This window comes from Stutzerimonas urumqiensis, assembly GCF_003640395.1.
GTDB classification, from domain to species: domain Bacteria; phylum Pseudomonadota; class Gammaproteobacteria; order Pseudomonadales; family Pseudomonadaceae; genus Stutzerimonas; species Stutzerimonas urumqiensis.
In genome coordinates this window covers 45,789-62,893 of record NZ_RBZQ01000006.1, presented here as the reverse complement: position 1 = coordinate 62,893, position 17,105 = coordinate 45,789, and the positions used below count along the sequence as shown (strand labels likewise).

13 protein-coding genes are annotated in these 17,105 nt (G+C 68.6%); 7 read left to right on the top strand and 6 right to left on the bottom strand.

Annotation, left to right across the window (positions count from 1 at the left end):
* The first annotated feature begins 109 nt into the window (after nt 1-109).
* A complete protein-coding gene (arsJ, locus tag D7325_RS12945; RefSeq protein ID WP_120996246.1) occupies nt 110-1,333 on the top strand; it encodes an organoarsenical effux MFS transporter ArsJ in 1,224 nt (407 codons plus the stop codon).
* Between the two features lie 416 nt (nt 1,334-1,749).
* On the opposite strand, the gene D7325_RS12940 is transcribed toward arsJ, so the two are convergent.
* Both D7325_RS12940 and D7325_RS12935 read right to left on the bottom strand, forming a co-directional pair.
* Nucleotides 1,750-2,793 carry an AraC family transcriptional regulator gene (locus D7325_RS12940; protein ID WP_120996244.1) on the bottom strand — a complete coding sequence of 348 codons (1,044 nt, stop codon included), beginning with the start codon at nt 2,791-2,793 and terminating at the stop codon, nt 1,750-1,752.
* A 4-nt stretch (nt 2,794-2,797) separates the two neighbouring features.
* Nucleotides 2,798-3,733, bottom strand: a complete 936-nt coding sequence (locus D7325_RS12935; protein WP_425452304.1) for a GGDEF domain-containing protein — start codon at nt 3,731-3,733, stop codon at nt 2,798-2,800.
* A gap of 368 nt (nt 3,734-4,101) precedes the next feature.
* On the opposite strand from D7325_RS12935, the gene D7325_RS12930 reads away from it, so the two are divergent.
* From D7325_RS12930 to D7325_RS12905, 6 genes are all read left to right on the top strand, one after another.
* Nucleotides 4,102-6,624 (top strand): TonB-dependent receptor, encoded by a 2,523-nt coding sequence (locus D7325_RS12930; RefSeq protein WP_120996242.1) that lies wholly within the window; start codon nt 4,102-4,104, stop codon nt 6,622-6,624.
* 53 nt (nt 6,625-6,677) lie between these two features.
* Complete coding sequence (locus D7325_RS12925; protein WP_120996240.1) at nt 6,678-8,600, top strand: phytase; 1,923 nt, start codon at nt 6,678-6,680, stop codon at nt 8,598-8,600.
* Between the two features lie 88 nt (nt 8,601-8,688).
* Entirely contained in the window at nt 8,689-9,396 is a 708-nt protein-coding gene (tolQ, locus tag D7325_RS12920) for a protein TolQ (RefSeq protein WP_120996237.1), read from the top strand.
* 2 nt (nt 9,397-9,398) lie between these two features.
* Nucleotides 9,399-9,848 (top strand): protein TolR, encoded by a 450-nt coding sequence (gene tolR / locus D7325_RS12915; RefSeq protein ID WP_120996235.1) that lies wholly within the window; start codon nt 9,399-9,401, stop codon nt 9,846-9,848.
* Nucleotide 9,849: 1 nt separating this feature from the next.
* Nucleotides 9,850-10,647: an energy transducer TonB gene (locus tag D7325_RS12910; protein WP_120996233.1), complete on the top strand. Its 798-nt coding sequence runs from the start codon at nt 9,850-9,852 to the stop codon at nt 10,645-10,647.
* Nucleotides 10,648-10,659: 12 nt separating this feature from the next.
* The gene (locus D7325_RS12905) at nt 10,660-12,618 is read left to right on the top strand and encodes a PhoX family protein (protein WP_120996231.1); all 1,959 of its coding nucleotides are present in this window, start codon (nt 10,660-10,662) and stop codon (nt 12,616-12,618) included.
* A gap of 677 nt (nt 12,619-13,295) precedes the next feature.
* Here D7325_RS12905 and D7325_RS12900 read toward each other — a convergent pair.
* The 4 genes from D7325_RS12900 to D7325_RS12885 all read right to left on the bottom strand — a co-directional run bounded on the left by D7325_RS12900 (nt 13,296) and on the right by D7325_RS12885 (nt 16,868).
* Nucleotides 13,296-14,033 carry an SDR family oxidoreductase gene (locus D7325_RS12900; RefSeq protein WP_120996229.1) on the bottom strand — a complete coding sequence of 246 codons (738 nt, stop codon included), beginning with the start codon at nt 14,031-14,033 and terminating at the stop codon, nt 13,296-13,298.
* A 140-nt stretch (nt 14,034-14,173) separates the two neighbouring features.
* Nucleotides 14,174-14,746 carry a cysteine hydrolase family protein gene (locus D7325_RS12895; RefSeq protein ID WP_120996227.1) on the bottom strand — a complete coding sequence of 191 codons (573 nt, stop codon included), beginning with the start codon at nt 14,744-14,746 and terminating at the stop codon, nt 14,174-14,176.
* 10 nt (nt 14,747-14,756) lie between these two features.
* A complete protein-coding gene (locus D7325_RS12890; RefSeq protein WP_120996225.1) occupies nt 14,757-15,815 on the bottom strand; it encodes an SDR family oxidoreductase in 1,059 nt (352 codons plus the stop codon).
* 168 nt (nt 15,816-15,983) lie between these two features.
* Nucleotides 15,984-16,868, bottom strand: coding sequence for a manganese catalase family protein (locus D7325_RS12885; protein ID WP_120996223.1), 885 nt, complete (start codon nt 16,866-16,868; stop codon nt 15,984-15,986).
* Between the last annotated feature and the right edge of the window lie 237 nt (nt 16,869-17,105).

Sequence of the window (17,105 nt, the reverse complement as noted above, 5' to 3'; positions counted from 1 at the left end):
GGTTAACCGGGATTCGCTCCGCCTGCCGAGCCGCGCCGACCGCCTTCCCGCCGCCACGCCGTGTCTCGCCGTTTCCGACCGGTAACTCATCCCATCTGTGAACCGACCCATGCCACCGCTCTCCCCCGCCGTTCGCCAGTACCTGATCGTCACCGGCAATTACTGGGCCTTCACCCTCACCGATGGCGCGTTGCGCATGCTGGTGGTGCTGCACTTCCATCAGCTGGGCTACACACCGCTGCAGATCGCCGCGCTCTTCCTGTTCTACGAAGCCTTCGGCGTGGTCACCAACCTGATCGGCGGCTGGCTCGGCGCGCACCTGGGGCTCAACCGCACCATGAATGTCGGCCTGGCGATGCAGGTGGTCGCGCTGGCCATGCTGGCGGTCCCGGTCGCCTGGTTGAGCGTCCCGTGGGTGATGGGCGCCCAGGCGCTGTCCGGCATCGCCAAGGACCTCAACAAGATGTCGGCCAAGAGCAGCCTCAAGTTGCTCGTGCCGGACGGCGAGCAGGGTCGGCTCTATCACTGGGTCGCCGTGCTGACGGGTTCGAAGAACGCACTCAAGGGCGTGGGCTTCTTTCTCGGTGGCGCGCTGCTGACCGGGCTCGGCTTCCGGGGCGCGTTGGCGGTCATGGCGACGGCGCTGGCGCTGGTGTTCGTCGCCAGCCTGGTGTCGCTGAAAAAAGACCTCGGCAAGGCGAAGAACGCGCCGAAGTTTCGCGACCTGCTGTCCAAGAGCCGGGCCGTGAACCTGCTCTCGGCGGCACGGTTGTTCCTGTTCGGCGCGCGCGACGTCTGGTTCGTGGTGGCGCTGCCGGTGTACCTCGCCACCTCGTTCGGCTGGGATCACTGGCAGGTCGGCGGCTTTCTTGCGCTCTGGATCATCGGCTATGGCGTCGTCCAGTCGTTCGCGCCGCGCGTGACCGGCAAGGCGCGCGGGCAGGTGCCGGATGGGCGCACGGCGTTCGCCTGGGCGGCCGTGCTGGCGGGCCTGCCGGCGCTGATCGGGCTGGGGCTCGCCGGCGAGCTCGCGGAGCAGCCGGTCCTGATCGGCGGGCTGCTGCTGTTCGGCGCGCTGTTCGCCATCAACTCGTCGCTGCACAGCTACCTCATCGTCAGCTACGCCAAGGCCGACGGGGTATCGCTCGACGTGGGCTTCTACTACATGGCCAACGCGATGGGACGACTGCTCGGCACGCTGCTGTCCGGCTGGGTGTACCAGGCCTACGGGCTGGTGGCCTGCCTGTGGATTTCGAGCGCCTTCGTGGCGCTGGCGGCATTGATCTCGCTCGGACTGCCGCACGACCGACCTCCGCGTCAGGGCAATTGGTAAACCTTACGGGTTTACCGGTTGCGGCCGGTTCGCGAGCAAGCTCGCTCCTAAGAGAAGCCGAAATCACCGCGCTGTCCGTAGGGCGGATTCAGGAGCGCAGCGAACAATCCACCGGGGGCACCGCCACGGCGAAACCGGTGCATTGCTTCGCGAATGCACCCTACGGGGTAACGGTCGTGCCCGGTTCGCGAGCGAGCTCGCTCCTACGCGAGGCGGAACCACCGTGCTCCGTAGGGCGGATTCAGGAGCGCAGCGAACAATCCGCCGGGGCACCACCACGGCTTAACCACCGGGGCCACGACACGGCGAAACCGGTGCATGGCTTCGCGAATGCACCCTACGGGGCAACGGTCGCGGCCGGTTCGCGAGCAAGCTCGCTCCTACGAGGAGCGGAAACACCGTGCTGTCTGAAAAACCTACCCTGGCGCCCACCCCAGCAGCTGGCGCAGGGCGCTGGGCGATTGGCCCGTCCAGCGTTTGAACGAGCGGCGGAAGTTGGTGGTGTCGTTGAAGCGCAGGTAGGCGGCGACGGCATCGTTGCTGTAGCCGCGCGCTTCGTAGAGGTGCAACGCGACGTGCAGGCGGGCCAGGTCGAGCTGCTCCTGGAAGTGCGTGCCGTGCTTTTGCAGCCGGCGCTTGAGCGTCGCCGGGCTGAGGCCGAACGCCGTGGCGACGCGCTCCAGGTTGAGCGGATCGCGGATATGCGCCAGCAGGTAGTCGTGCAGCTGGTCGAGCAGGCTGCTGTGCAGACGCTGTTCGGCGAGCTGGCGCTGGCTCTCCAGCCGGGCGCCCTGCGCGGCGATGGTCGAGGCGCCGGGCCATGGCCGATGCAGCCACTCGCGGGGCAGCACCATGCTGTCGCGCGGGCGCTCGAACCGCAGCGCATCGCCCAGGTGGACCCAGTACTGCTCGATGTGCCGGGGTTGCGCCTGGCGGAACTCGAAGCGCCACGGCAGGCGCTCGCCGGATAGCCAGCGCGTCGCCGATGCCACTGCCGCCATGCTCGCCTCGAGCACGAACCGGTACTGCTCGCCGCAGCCGTAGGCGTCGAGCCAGTGCAGTTGCAGCCGGTTGTCGTCGACTTCCAGCCGCGGCGTCAGCAGCGGACTGAGTTGCGCGCGCTGTTCGATCAGCACGTCCAGCGCATCATGCAGGTGCGCGGCCTGGGCGAAGGCATGGCTGGCCGCGCCGAAATGCCCGGGAAGCGAACGCTGGCCGAGCAGGAAGCCGATGTCCTCGCCAGCCGGCAAGGTGCGCACATTGCCGATCAGCGCCAGCCATTGTTGCGGGGAAAGGCGCGCGGTGCCGGCGACGATGTCTTCGTAGAACAGGCCCGTCCCGCGCAGCAGGCGGTGGCTGTTCAGCCCGCGGCCGAGCGCCAGGTCGATCAGCATGCCGGGCTGGAAATGCCCCGGAATGAAGCGCGTGTCGCACTCGAACCAGCCGGCCGCCGCGTTCATGCGATCAGGCGCGCCGGGCCTGGACAGGCTGCCGTGCCCGTGCCAGCGCCAGGTTGAGCCGCTCCAGCAAGGTCTGCGGATCATCGTGCTGAGCCATCACCACCGCGACGCTGGTCGACAGCGGCAACCGCTCGCCGTGCTCGCTGCTGCGGTGCGCCAGGTGGCACACCGCCTCGCGCAGCTCGGTGGCCAGCACCCGCGCCTGCTGCTCGCCGGTGTTGGGCATCAGCACCACGAAGCGATCCCCCGCCAGCCGGCAGAGCAGGTCCTGCCGCCGCAGGTTGAGTACCAGCAACTGGCTGACCGCCTGCAACACGCGGTCGCCCTCGGCGTGCCCGTAGGCGCGGTTGAGCGCGCTGAAGTCGTCGATATCGAGCATGGCCAGCGACAGCGGCTGGCGATCGTCGCGTGCTTGCGCCAGCGCCTGCTGCAATTGCAGACGCAGGTATTCGGCACCGCACAGCGGCGTCAGGCTGTCGAACAACCGGTATTCGCGAAACAGCCGCTCGCGCTTTTCCATCTGCGCGGTGATCGCCAGTTGCTCGCGGTGCCAGTGGTAGATGCCCAGTGTCATGAGGATGAAGCCCACCGGCATCGGCCCGGACTCCAGCCACTTGTCCCAGCGCGTGCCGAAAGGCAGCTCCACCACCTCGTCGAGCGTGTCGATCCACAACGAGAAGAACAGGCAGGCCAGCCCCAGAAACAGCAAGGTGGTCACCTGCCCGGCCGGACGGCCCCGCAGCAGCAGGCCGATCCACACCAGCACCAGCAGCGCCGAGCCGCCCTCGCCGGCGATGTCCGTCCAGCTCCATTGCGAAACCGGCAGCGAGTCGCCGAGCCACAGGTGCGCCAGCAGCGCGAGGTTGGCGATCAGCAACAGGCCGGCGAACTTGAGGCGATGCAGCTTGAACAGGGCCGGCACGGTGGACAGGGCGGTCATAGGCACTCCGATGTGAACGGACGCCAGCAGAGCAAAGCCACATGACAGCCAGATGGCAGGGCGGGAGGTCATTTCGGCTCAGCCCATTTTTGCGATTCGGCGCCGGCTGTCGACGCGGTGACCGTAGCAACGCCCGCGGTTGCTGGCGCGAATGATCGACAAGCCGGCCGAACGCTGGCCGTTCTTCCGCCGATCCGAGCGGTCCGACGGGTCATTTCGGCGCAAATGGCCCGGCAAAAGCGCTTCATCGCCGGTGTTTGCGGCGGGCGGGGCCATCGCTGTCACGGCACCGTCATCTGCCGCACCTAGCGTCCGCTCCCAGTCGTCGGGCCGTCGCCCGGCCTGGAAAGACCGGGAGGACCCCACCCATGCGATCGTTCCCAACCGCCGCGCGCCGCGCCGGCTTCCACATCAGCGCCCTCACCCTCGCCATCGCCGCCGGCCCGCTGCTGGCCGCCGAGCCGATCGAACTCGAACACGTCGAGGTGATCGGCCAGGCCGCCAGCATCAGCGAAGCGCTGCATGACCAGCGCGCCTCCGACAGCGTCAAGAGCGTGGTGCACGCCGACGGCGTGGCCCAGCTGCCGGATGAGAATGCCGCCGAAGCGCTGCAACGGCTGCCGGGCCTTTCGGTGGAGCGCGACCAGGGCGAAGGCCGCTTCGTCAGCGTGCGCGGCCTGGGGCCGGACCTGAGCGCGGTGACCATCAACGGCACGCTGGTGCCGGCGCCGGAAAGCGACCGCCGTGCCGTGGCGCTCGACGTGCTGCCGGCCGAGCTGGTGCAGTCGCTGTCGGTGGTCAAGACCCTCACCCCCGACATGGACGCCAACTCCCTCGGCGGAACGGTCGAGGTCGAGAGCCTCTCGGCCTTCGATCATGACGGGCTGTTCTATACCCTCGGCACCGAGGCCAGCTACGACGAGAACGCCGGCGAGACCAGCCCGAAGCTGTCCGGCGCCATCAGCGAGCGCTTCAGCCTTGGCGACGGCGTCGACAACTTCGGCGTCGCGGCCGCTTTCAGCTGGCAGGAACGCGAGTTCGGCTCCGACAACGTCGAGACCGGCGGTGCCTGGGACTTCGAAGACGGCGCCCGGCTGGAGGAGTTCGAGCAGCGCGACTACCAGATCGAGCGCGAGCGCAGCGGCCTTGGGCTCAACTTCGACTACCGCCCCGACGATTACTCCAGCTATTACCTGCGCACCCTTTACAGTCGCTTCAAGGACACCGAGACCCGCCACGCCAACGTGATCGAGTTCGCCGATGCGCAGCTGCCCGGCGAGCGCGGGGACGCCGAAGGCGCGCGGGAACTCAAGAGCCGCGAGGAGACGCAGGAGATCCAGTCCTACGTGTTCGGCGGCGAGCGCATGATCGACCTCTGGACGGTCAGCGGCCAGGTCGGCTACAGCCGCTCCAGCGAGGACACCCCCGGCCACCTCGCCAGCGCCACCTTCGAAGGCAACGACGACTTCGCCGACGCCGGTTTCAGCGGCACCCGCAAGCCGCGGCTGTCGATCGGCTCCGCGTTCTACGACGCGAGCAACTTCACGCTCGACGAAGTTGAGTGGGAAACGCAGGACACCACCGACACCGAGAAGAACATCCGCCTCGACCTCGCCCGCGACTACGACGTCAACGGCTACTGGAGCCAGGTGAAGTTCGGCGGCAAGTTGAGCCGCCGCGACAAGGACAACGACCTCGAAGCCTGGGTGTACGAGGACCTGGACGACGCCTTCAGCGATGCCGAGCTGAACCTCACGCAGTTCGGCGACGGTCGCGTCGACTATGGCCTGGGCAACTTCGGCCCCGGCATCAGCGCCGGTGCCATCGAGCGGCTGCTCGCCGGGCTCGACCGCGACGACTACTACAACGCCGAAGAATCGCGGGTGAACGACTTCACCATGCAGGAAGACATCGACGCCGCCTACCTGATGAACACCATCGACATCGATGCGCTGCGCATCATCGCCGGCGTGCGTTTCGAAGGTACCGAGTTCAGCGCCAAGGGCACCGGCCTGCGCGACGGCGCCTTCGAGGCGGTCGAGGAAAACAACGACTACCACCACTGGCTGCCGGGCCTGCACCTGCGCTACCAGCTCACCGACGACACCCTGGCGCGCGCCGCCTGGACCAATTCGGTGGTGCGCCCGACCTTCGGCCAGCTCGCGCCCGGTTTCGTCATCGACGGCGACGAGGCGAGCTTCGGCAACCCGACGCTCGACCCGCTGGAATCGATGAACCTGGACCTCGGCATCGAGCACTACCTCGGCCGCGCCGGCGTGGTGTCGGCCTACGTCTTCTACAAGGACATCGACCACTTCATCTACAACACGGACCTCGCCGGCACGGGCGACTGGGCCGCGTTCGATGAGGCCGACAGCTTCGCCAATGGCGACAGCGCCAAGCTCTACGGCCTGGAGCTGGCCTACTCGCAGAAATTCGACTGGCTGCCGGCGCCCTGGAACGGCGTGCTGGTCGGTGCCAACGCCACCTTCAGCCGGTCGGACGCCAGCATCACCGGCTACAGCGCCGACGCCAGCCGGACGCTCGAGCGCGACATCGACCTGCCGAACCAGTCGGACCGGGTCGGCAACCTGATGCTCGGCTGGGAGGACGACCGCCTGAGCCTGCGGTTGTCGGCCAACTACAAGTCGGATTACCTGGCCGAAGTCGCCGGTATCGACGATGCGGCGCATGACCTCTACGCCGACGACCAGCTGTTCGTCGACTTCAGCGCCCGCTACTTCCTCACCAAGGGCCTGCAGCTGTCGTTCGAGGCGCAGAACCTCACCGACGAGAGCTACTACGTCTATACCGGCAGCCGCTCGTACAACGCCCAGTACGAGGAATACGGCCCGACGTACAAAGTCGGCCTGACCTTCACCCACTTCTGATGCCTGGCAGCGCGCCCGCCGTGGGCGCGCCTGCCGTTGCCTGGACGCACACGATGACCTTCATCCGCAAACCGCTATGGATTGCCCTTTGCCTCGCCGTCGCCGGCTGCCAGTCGGCCGCCACGCCCGCGCCCAGCGCGCCGGCCGGCCTCGCGCTCTCCGCCTGGTCGACCGCCCGCACGGACGGCCTGGAAGCCGCCCAACTGATCGCCACCGACGGCTCCAACCTCGACGCCGACCGCCTGCTCGCCGGCCGTGACGGCCTGCGCCTGCTCGACGGGAGCGGCCGCACCCTGGCGCATCGCGCCGGCTTCTACGGCCCGACCGACCACCGCGTCAGCGCCGATGGCCTGCTGGTCGCGACGATGGACCTGGATCGCCAGACCCCGGTGCTGATGACGCTCCAGGACGGCCAGCACGGGTCCACCCCGCTCGCCTTGCCGCAGCCCGCGTTCAAGGTCGAAGGCCTGTGCCTGTACCGCGATGCCGCGCGCAACGTCTTTCTCTTTCTGGTCGGCGAAGAAGGCCAGGGCGAGCAGTGGCTGGTCGGCCAGGACACCCGCCTGGTGACGCCGCGCCGCGTGCGCGGTCTCGCCCTGCCGCCGGAAAGCGAGCACTGCCAGGTCGACGACAGCCGTGATCGCCTGTACGTCAACGAGGCCGGCGTCGGCCTCTGGGCCTACGACGCGCACCCCGAGGCCGAGCTGAAGCGCCGGCCGGTCGCCCTGATGCAGCCCTTCGGCAACATCGCCAAGAGTGCCGCCGGCATGGCCGTGGTACCCGGCGGCGTGCTGCTGCTCGACGCCGAAGCCCGCCAGCTGCTGCGCTACCGCGACGGCAGCGCCGGCTGGCAGGCCGAGCCGGCCCTCGCCCTCGGCGATCTGGACGATGCCGAGCAGCTCAGCGTCCGCCCCGCAGTCGGCGGCGTCGAGCTGCTGATCGCCCATGACGAGGGGCTGCATGGCGGCACGCTCGACTGGCGCCCCAGCGCCGCCGAAACCGAGGCGTCGCTGCCGGTCGTGCCGGTGCAGGCACAGACCGAACCGGTGCCGAGCCTCGGCGACGCGGCCGATGACCCGGCGATCTGGGTGCACCCCACCGATGCCACGCGCAGCCGCGTGCTCGGCACCGACAAGCAGGGCGGGCTGATGGTCTACGACCTCGCCGGCACGCTGCTGCAGAGCCTGCCGGTCGGTCGGCTGAACAACGTCGACGTGCGCCCGAACTTCCGCCTCGGCGATCGCACGGTCGACCTCGCCGTGGCGAGCAACCGCGACCGCAACGCCTTGCACCTCTTCGCCATCGACCGGCAGTCCGGCGTCGTCAGCGAGCTGGGCCTCGCGCCGACGCCATTGAAGGACATCTACGGCCTGTGCCTGTTCCAGGACCAGGACGGCAGCATCCACGCGCTGCCCAACGACAAGGACGGCCGCTTCCTGCAATACCGGCTCGACGGCCGCGACGGCAGCATCCGCGCCGTGCGGGTCCGCCAGTTCAAGGTCGACAGCCAGCCCGAAGGCTGCGTCGCCGACGATGCCGGCCAGCGCCTGTACGTCGGCGAAGAGAAGCACGGCGTCTGGTCGCTGGATGCGCGCGCCGAGGTCGAGCCGCGCCTCGAACCGGTGATCGAGGTGGGCGAGGCGTTGCATGCGGACGTCGAAGGGCTCGCGCTCTACCGCACGGCCGGTCACAGCTACCTGGTGGTTTCCAGCCAGGGCAACGACAGCTACCTGGTGCTCGATGCCGCCCCGCCCTACCGCCTGCGCGGCGCCTTCCGCCTGGGCCTGAATGCCGAGCGCGGCATCGATGGCGCCTCGGAGACCGACGGCCTGGAAGTCACCTCGGCCAACCTCGGCGGCCCCTGGCACGCCGGCATGCTGGTGGTGCAGGACGGCCGCAAGCGGATGCCCGAGACCGCGCAGAACTTCAAGTACGCCGCCTGGGCCGACATCGCCCGCGCCCTGAAGCTGCCCTGAAGCCCACCGCCGCCGCGTCGCCGTCATCGCACGGTAACGCGGCTGTAATCGAATAGTCCGGCCGACTCGGCCGCAAAAGGAGACAGACATGCACGCCACCCTCGAACAGATGACCGTCTGGGGCCTGATCAGCGAGGCCAGCCTGCTGGTGCAGGGCGTGATGCTGGTGCTGCTGCTCGCCTCGCTGTCGAGCTGGTACCTGATCGTCTGGCGCGCCGGTGTGCTGCGCCGTAGCGAACGTGAACTGAACGCCGTCCGGCAATCCCTGCGCGCGACGCCCGACCTCGCCCGGCTCGCTCGCGCGCTGGGCGAAGGCGCGGCCTTCGATGCCGGCGGCCGGCTGCTGTTCCAGACCGGCTACCGCAGCTACGCCGAGCTGCGCCGCGAGCCCGGTATCGCGCCGGAAACGGTGCTCGAGGGCGTCGAGCACGGCCTGGCGGTGACGCTCACCGAGCAGGAGCAGCGCCTGGAGAAAGGCTTGCCGTTCCTCGCCACGGTCGGTTCGGTCAGCCCTTACATCGGCCTGTTCGGCACCGTCTGGGGCATCATGAATTCCTTTCTCGGGCTGTCGCAGGTGCAGCAGGCGACGCTCAGCACCGTGGCCCCGGGCATTGCCGAGGCGCTGATCGCCACCGCCATCGGCCTGTTCGCGGCGATCCCGGCGGTCATCGCCTACAACCGCTTCGCCGCGCGCACCCAGAGCCTGATGGCCCGCTACTACGCCTTCGCCAATGAAGTGCAGGGCCGGCTGCACCGCACCCTGCACACCGCCACCCCGCTGGCGCAGGCGGCCTGAACATGGCCGTCCTGCGCAGAGCCGCCGGCACGCACGCGCCCAAGGCGGAAATGAACGTGGTGCCCTACATCGACGTGATGCTGGTACTTCTGGTGATCTTCATGGTCACGGCGCCCATGCTCACCCAGGGCGTGAAACTGGAGCTGCCGAAGGTGGCGGCCGAGGCGCTGGCCGCCAACAGCCAGCAGCGCATCGTCACGCTGTCGGTGCAGGCCGACGGCCGCTTCTACTGGCACCTGGGCAGCGAGCTGGACATCGAAACCCGCAGCGAGACCGCCGAGGATTTGGCCGACATGACCGCGCGCGTCGGGGCGCTGGTAGCCGAGCGGCCCGAAACCCAGGTGTACATTCGCGGCGACCACGGCGCCGACTACGGTGCGGTGGTCGCCTGCATCGCCGCGCTGCAACGCCAGGGCGTGCAGCAGATCGGGCTGATCACCGAGGCGCCCTGACATGAGCAGCCTGATCCTCGCAGCCCCATTTGCCCGACCCGGCTGGCAACCGCACCTGCGCGGCATCGTCACCAGCGTGGCGCTGCATGCACTGGCGCTCGCCCTGCTGGTGCAGGGCTTCTCGCCCATGCCCGAAGAACCGGCGGCACCGATGACGCTGCGGACGCAACTGGTGAGCCTGCCCACGCCAGCGCCACCCGCGCCGCCGACTCCCGAGCCGGTCGCCCAACCGCCCGCGCCGTCCGAACCTGCAACGCCCACGCCTGCGCCAGTCGTCGAACCGGAGCCCATCCCGCCAGCCGTCGACGAGGCCGCACTGGCCCGCAAGCGGATCGAGCGACGCCAGGCCGCCGAGCGCGAGCGCCAGGCGCGGGAACGGCAGCGATACGAACAGCGGGAGCGGGAACGCCAAGCGCGCGAACGTGCCGAAGCCCAGGCCCGCGAAGCCGCCGAGCGCGAAGCCCAGCGACTGGCCGATCAGCGTGCCGCCGAGGCCGCCGCCCGTGCCGAGGCCGAGCGCCTCGCGGCCAGCCGCGCCTATGAGCCGATCCGCAAGACGGCGCCGGATTATCCCGGCCGGGCGCTGGACAAACGCATCGAGGGCGACTGCACGGTGCGCTACAGCGTCGATGTCCAGGGTCGCGTACAGAATCCCGAGGCCGAGGCGGACTGCCACCCGCTGTTCATCCGCCCGTCACTCGCCGCGGCGAAGAATTTCCGTTACCAGCCGCGCATGGTCGACGGTCGGCCCGTGGCCGTGCCGAACGTGCGCAACACCTTTCACTATCGTATCCAGTAGACCGGACGAGCCATGAGCCAGAACTTCAGCGAATTCCACGCCACCGTCGAAGCGGCCGACGACCGCTCCATCAACCCGACCGGCGAGCCCAGCCTCGACAGGCTGGTCGATCGCGGCCGACGCAATCTGCTCAAGGGCGGGCTGGGGGCCGCGGCGTTCGGCTTTCTCGCCGGCGGCGCCAGCATCGCCCGCGCCGCCCGGCCCGACGCGCTGATGGGTTTTACTGGCGTTCCGACCCAGCATGCGGTCGACTTCGACCAGGTGATCGTGCCGCCCGGCTACCGCGCCCAGCCGTTCTTCTCCTGGGGCGACGCGGTGCTGGCCGACGCACCGGACTGGCACCCCGACGCCAGCGACGACTGGCAGGCGCAGCTCAAGCAGGCCGGCGACAACCATGACGGCATGCACTTCTTCCCCTTTCCGGACGACCCCAACGGCCACGGCCTGCTGGTGATCAACCACGAGTACGTGAACCCGACGCTGCACCCCGACGGCATGACCATCGTCGACGGCAAGCGCCCGCTCGACGAAGTCCGCAAGGAGCAGGCCGCGCATGGGCTCTCGATCATCGAGGTGAAGAAGGACGGCGACGGCCACTGGCAGCGCGTGCTGCCCTCGCGCTACAACCGCCGCCTCTCGGCCATGACACCGATGCGCATCAGCGGCCCGCTGGCCGGCCACGCACAGATGAAGACCGCCGGCGACCCGAGCGGCCTGGAGGTGCTGGGCACGCTAAACAACTGCTCCAGCGGCTTCACGCCCTGGGGCACCTACCTGATCTGCGAAGAGAACTGGCACAACTACTTCGTCAACCGTGACGCCGAGGACTACGCCCGGCGCGTCTCGCACAAGCGCTACGGCCTGGCGACCGAAGGGCCGAGCAAGCTGTACGCCTGGGAGACGGTCGACCCGCGCTTCGACGCAACGCCGGACGACGAGCAGCCGCACGGCGGCTACGTCAACGAACCGCACCGGTTCGGCTGGGTGGTCGAGGTCGACCCCTTCGACCCGGATAGCCAGCCGGTCAAGCGCACCGCCTTCGGCCGCTACTGCCGGGAATGCTCGGTGCTCTCGCTGGGCGACGACGGTCGCATGGCGATCTATTCGGGCGACGACACCAAGGGTGAGTACATCTACAAGTTCGTCCCGGCCGGGCGGTTCGATGACGAGAACCTGGCCGCCAATCGCGACCTGCTGGACGAGGGCACGCTCTATGTCGCGCGCTTTGACGGCGGCGGCAAGGGCCAGTGGCTGGCGCTGGTGCACGGGCAGGACGGCCTGACCGTCGAGAACGGCTTCGCCAGTCAGGCCGAGGTGCTGCTCAACGCGCGCGCCGCGGCGGATCAGCTCGGCGCCACGCCGATGGATCGCCCGGAGTGGGTCGCCATCCACCCGACCACCCGCGAGGTCTACGTCACCCTGACCAACAACGATGGTCGCGGGACGAAGCAGCCGGTGAACATCGCCAACCGCCGCCCGAACAACCTGCACGGCCATATCCTGCGCTGGAACGAAGCGAACGGCGACCCGACGGCGACCACCTTCGACTGGGAGATCTTCCTGCTCGCCGGTGAACAGCCAGGCGCCAGGGACACCACCGGCAAGCCGGTGCCGGTGAACCTGATCGGCACCATCGACGGCGACATCTTCTCCTCGCCCGATGGCCTGGCCTTCGACCGTGACGGTCGCCTGTGGATCGAGACCGACTACGACGACACCGAAGCCCCCATGCAGGCGATGGGCTGCAACCAGCTGCTCTGCGCAGACCCGCGCACGCGGGAGGTCAAACGCTTCTTGGTCGGCCCGCGCGGTTGCGAAGTCACCGGCATCACCTGGTCACCGGACTACCGCGCCATGTGGGTCAACATCCAGCACCCGGAACTGAGCTACCCGGCCAGCGACGGCAAAACCCGCGCCCGCTCCACCACGGTGCTGGTCACCAAGGAAGACGGCGGCGTGATCGGCACCTGATAGCCGCTCTGCACCTCGCCGCGCTCACCCTCCGTAGGGTGGGCTTCAGCCCACCGGCACAGGACGTTGGTGGGCTAAAGCCCACCCTACGCCACCATCCAACCTTCGCCGTCGTGCCGGTTCGCGAGCGAGCTCGCTCCTACGAAAGGCCGGACTACCGCGCTGTCCGTAGGGCGGATTCAGGCGCGAAGCGAACAATCCGCCGGGGGGCACAACACGGCGAAACCACCGGGGCCACGACACGGCGAGACCGGTGCAGTGCTTCGCGAATGCACCCTACGGGGTAACGGCCGCGGCCGGTTCGCGAGCGAGCTCGCTCCTACGAGAGGCCGAACCACCGCGCTCCGTAGGGCGGATTCAGGAGCGCAGCGAACAATCCGCCGGGGGCACCGCCATGGCAAAACCACCGGGGCCACGCCACCGCAAACCGGTGCGGTGCTTCGCAAATGCACCCTACGGGGTAACGGTGGCGGCCGGTTCGCGAGCAAGCTCGCTCCTACGAGAAGCGGAACCACCGCGCTGTCCGTAGGGCGGATTCAGGAGCGCAGCGAACAATCCGCCGGGGGCACCGCCACGGCGCAACCACCGAGGTAACGACACGGCGAGACCGGTGCATGGCTTCGCGAATGCACCCTACGAGGGTAACGCTCGCGATCGGATCGCCGGGGGTCGCGTCTTCACGCGAACCCGCCATTGGCCCGGATCACCTGGCTGTTCACCCAACTTCCGTCCGGGCCGGCGAGGAAGGACACCGCCGCGGCGATTTCTTCCGGCGTGCCGAGACGCTGCAACGGCGCGAGCTGGGCGATCTGCTCGACCTGCTGTTCGCTTTTTCCGTTGAGGAAGAGTTCGGTCGGCACCGGGCCGGGCGCTACCGCGTTGACCGTGACATTGCGCCCGCGCAGTTCGTTGGCGAGCACGTGCACCAGCCCTTCGACGCCCGACTTGGAGGCGATGTAGGGGCCGTATGCCGGGAAGGCCTTGGCGATCACGCTGGTCGACAACGCGATGAGGCGACCGCCCTCTTCCACCTGCCGTGCCGCCAGGCCGAGCACGATGAAGGCACCGCGCAGGTTGGTGCGCATCACCGCATCGAAGCCGTCGAGGTCGAGGTCGGCGATCGTCAGGTAAGGCATGGTGCCGGCATTGTTGACCACGACATCGATCCGACCGAACGCCGCACGGGTCTCGTCGAACAGGCGCTGCATGTCCGCCAGCTCGGCCACGTCGCCCTGCACGGCGATGGCCCGGCCGCCCTGGTCGATGATGGCTTGCACCACCTCGCCGGCCGCCTGGCGGTTGCCGGCGTAATTGACGGCCACGGCGAATCCATCGGCCGCCAGACGCAGCGCGATGGCTCGTCCGAGACCGCGCGAGGCGCCGGTGACGATGGCGGCACGGGGTGTCTGGTTCATCTGTCGTCTCCTGCTTCGTCCGGTTGCGGGGCGGCATCTGCCGCCGCCTGCCAAAAGTATCGGCACGGCACTGGCCGCTCGGAAGACACGATCCTGCCGACCTGCACGGCGCCGGCCGGACGATCAGGCAACCCCTGTGCTCAGAGCCGTTCGAGCGCCTCGAGCGTGACGAAATCGGCGAGCTTGCCGAGCAGGCGCATGGCGTCTTCGTGGTCCCGCTCGATGGCGGCGGCGCAGGCGCACTCGAGCACCAGGACCTGATAGTCGCGGTCATGGGCGTCGCGCACGGCACTCTGCACGGCCATCGCGGAGCTGACGCCGGCGATGACCACCTGCTCGATCCGGCGGGCGCGCAGTGCGGCATCCAGCTCGGTGCCGTAGAAGGCGTTGACGCGCGGCTTGACGATCACCAGGTCCGCCTTGTCGGCGTCCAGCTCCGGGTGGAACGCCAGGCCCGGGCTGCCCGCTTCCAGCAAGCCCAGTTCGTGGGCCTTGCCGAACAGCTTCGAATGCTTCGGCTGGTTCACGTAGCCGCGGGCGAAGCCGACCTTGACCAGCACGTTCAGCCAGCCGTTCTGGCGTCCAATGGCGAGCGCGCGGTTGGCATGCGCGATGACGCGGCGCGCGGCCACCTGCTCGGCGGAGGACGCCATCCCGCCGTCGGGATGGGTGATGTCGACGATGTAATCCAGACCGATGAAGGCGGTGTTCATGGGCACTCCATCAATGGCGGAACAGCCGCCGCAGGCTCGGGCGCGTCTGCTCCAACTCGGCCCTGACGCGGCTGCGGGTGGCCGCGGCGATCGCCAGCCCGGTGACCCCGGCCAGCAGCGCGACGCCACCGGCCAGCAGCAGGCCGACCTGCTCCGAGCCGAGGCCCACGGCCTTGTCCTGCGCCTGCTGGCTGAAGCGGCCATCGGTGCGGTGCAGCCCTTCGACCGGCGCGTAGAGGTTGTCCGGGCGACCGGGTGTTTCGCTCTCGGGGGTCAATTGACCGTCCCAGGCGCGGTTGGCGAGCATTCGATCCAGCAGACCGGGCATCACCATGTTGCCGAGAATCGACTGGAACGCGGCCTTGCCCAGCCACAGCTCGCGGGGCGTCTCACGGGCGGCCTTGAGGATCGCGCGGGCCGCGACCTCCGGTGTGTGGATCGGCGGTACCGGTTGCGGGCGCTTGTTCATCAGGTTGCGCGCCCAGTCGAATTGCGGGGTGTTGTGCGCCGGCAGCTGGACCATCGTCACCCGCACCCGGCTCCGGTCGTGAATCAGCTCGCAGCGCAGCGAATCGGTGAAGCCGCGGATGGCGAACTTCGCCCCGCAATAAGCCGACTGCAACGGAATGGCCCGGTACGACAGGGCCGAGCCAACCTGCACGATCACGCCGCGGTCGCGCGGGCGCATGTGGCGCAGCGCCGCGAGCGTGCCGTGGACGAAGCCCAGGTAGGTCACCTCGGTGACGCGGCGAATGTCGTCGGCCTTGGCCTCGCTGATCGGCCCGAACAGGGTGACCATCGCGCTGTTGACCCAGACCTCGATCGGCCCCAGCTCCCGCTCGATGCGCTCGGCGGCGCGGTCGACAGCGGCGGCGTCGGCCATGTCGGCAGAGATCGCCAGCGCCGGCACGCCGATGCGCTCCAGCTCGGCGAGGGTGCCGGCCAGGCCCTGCTCGCCACGGGCGATCACTGCCACCCGGTAGCCGGCGCGGGCGAACTGAAGCGCGGTCGCGCGGCCGACACCGGCCGTGCCGCCACACACCACCACGGTTTGTCCAAGGCTCGTCATGGGGTCTCCTGTCAGTGAACGGCGGCCCGAGCCGCCATCGTCTGTTAACGACAAGATCGCGGCGGCGCGAGTTCAGGCGGTCGGCCAGCCGGTGCAACGGCCATAAAAAAGGCCGACCCGGACGCGCCGGGTCGGCCTTTCGCTGCTCGCAGCGAGGTGCGGCGGGACTCAGCCTTTCTTGGTCAAGGCCGCGCCGGCACCGAGGTCGGCGCCTGTCAGCGGATCGACCGTCGGGTCGGACATGGTCCGCTTGGCCATCTGCTCGACGACCTTCTTTTCGCCCTTGGGCAGCTCGACGGTCGCCAGGCCATCGCCGCCGTCGACGGCAGGCTGCGGGCTCTCGACGAACTCCCACTCCGGCCCCTGGTTCCAGGAGCCACGCAGATCGCCTTCGCCCTGCGACATGTTGTAGTACACGCTCGCGTACTGCGGCTCGGGCGGCAGCTTGCCGTTCGGGAAATTGGGCTGCATCGAGTGCAGCGCCTTCTCGAAGGACTTCTGGTGGGCAATCTCGCGGGTCATCAGGAATTTCAGCGCGTCCTTGATGCCCGGATCGTCAGTGACGTTGATCAGCCGCTCGTAGACGATCTTGGCGCGGGCTTCGGCCGCGATGTTCGAGCGCAGGTCGGCCGTGGGCTCGCCGATGCTGTCGACATAGGCGGCAGTCCAGGGTATGCCGCCCGAGTTGATCAGCGCGGTGCCACCGCCGTAAAGCACCTGGGTGATGTGCGAGTCATTCCCGGCGCCGGTCAGCGACCGGTACAGCTCGGACTCCTCTTCGACACCCTCGGCGATCCGGCCCTTGGCGCCCTTGTTGAGCATGCCGACGATCGAACCGATGATCTCGAGGTGGCTCAGCTCCTCGGTGGCGATGTCCATCAGCATGTCCTTGCGGCCTGCGTCGTCTTCGGCCAGGCCCTGGGTGAAGTAGCGCATCGCCGCGGCGAGTTCGCCTTGCGGTCCGCCGAATTGTTCGAGCATCAGGTTGGCGAGCCCCGGATTGGGCCCCGCCACCCTCACGGTGTATTGCAGTCGCTTGTTATGGACGAACATTGTGTTCTCCTGTGCAAATTTTGATCAGCTCCCTATACCCGCTCTCCTTCGATTCACATGGGCATCGCCCGGGTTGAGCCTGTTTTTCACAGCCTCTGTTAAGTGGAGGACGGCATCGGCGAGCCGTTCCCTCGGTGTTTACCTATCGGACCGAAAGCTTTTGCCTATGGAAGACCGCTCGGCGCCACGGGCTGAACCTGCCTGTCGAAGGGGCGCTCGAACCTTGATCGACCCGCC

Excerpts from the sequence above, each read along its gene's own strand:
- arsJ (WP_120996246.1), top strand. The coding sequence starts at position 110 with ATGCCACCGCTCTCCCCCGCCGTTCGCCAGTACCTGATCGTCACCGGC.
- D7325_RS12940 (WP_120996244.1), bottom strand. The coding sequence starts at position 2,793 with ATGAACGCGGCGGCCGGCTGGTTCGAGTGCGACACGCGCTTCATTCCG.
- D7325_RS12935 (WP_425452304.1), bottom strand. The coding sequence starts at position 3,733 with ATGACCGCCCTGTCCACCGTGCCGGCCCTGTTCAAGCTGCATCGCCTC.
- D7325_RS12930 (WP_120996242.1), top strand. The coding sequence starts at position 4,102 with ATGCGATCGTTCCCAACCGCCGCGCGCCGCGCCGGCTTCCACATCAGC.
- D7325_RS12925 (WP_120996240.1), top strand. The coding sequence starts at position 6,678 with ATGACCTTCATCCGCAAACCGCTATGGATTGCCCTTTGCCTCGCCGTC.
- tolQ (WP_120996237.1), top strand. The coding sequence starts at position 8,689 with ATGCACGCCACCCTCGAACAGATGACCGTCTGGGGCCTGATCAGCGAG.
- tolR (WP_120996235.1), top strand. The coding sequence starts at position 9,399 with ATGGCCGTCCTGCGCAGAGCCGCCGGCACGCACGCGCCCAAGGCGGAA.
- D7325_RS12910 (WP_120996233.1), top strand. The coding sequence starts at position 9,850 with ATGAGCAGCCTGATCCTCGCAGCCCCATTTGCCCGACCCGGCTGGCAA.
- D7325_RS12905 (WP_120996231.1), top strand. The coding sequence starts at position 10,660 with ATGAGCCAGAACTTCAGCGAATTCCACGCCACCGTCGAAGCGGCCGAC.
- D7325_RS12900 (WP_120996229.1), bottom strand. The coding sequence starts at position 14,033 with ATGAACCAGACACCCCGTGCCGCCATCGTCACCGGCGCCTCGCGCGGT.
- D7325_RS12895 (WP_120996227.1), bottom strand. The coding sequence starts at position 14,746 with ATGAACACCGCCTTCATCGGTCTGGATTACATCGTCGACATCACCCAT.
- D7325_RS12890 (WP_120996225.1), bottom strand. The coding sequence starts at position 15,815 with ATGACGAGCCTTGGACAAACCGTGGTGGTGTGTGGCGGCACGGCCGGT.
- D7325_RS12885 (WP_120996223.1), bottom strand. The coding sequence starts at position 16,868 with ATGTTCGTCCATAACAAGCGACTGCAATACACCGTGAGGGTGGCGGGG.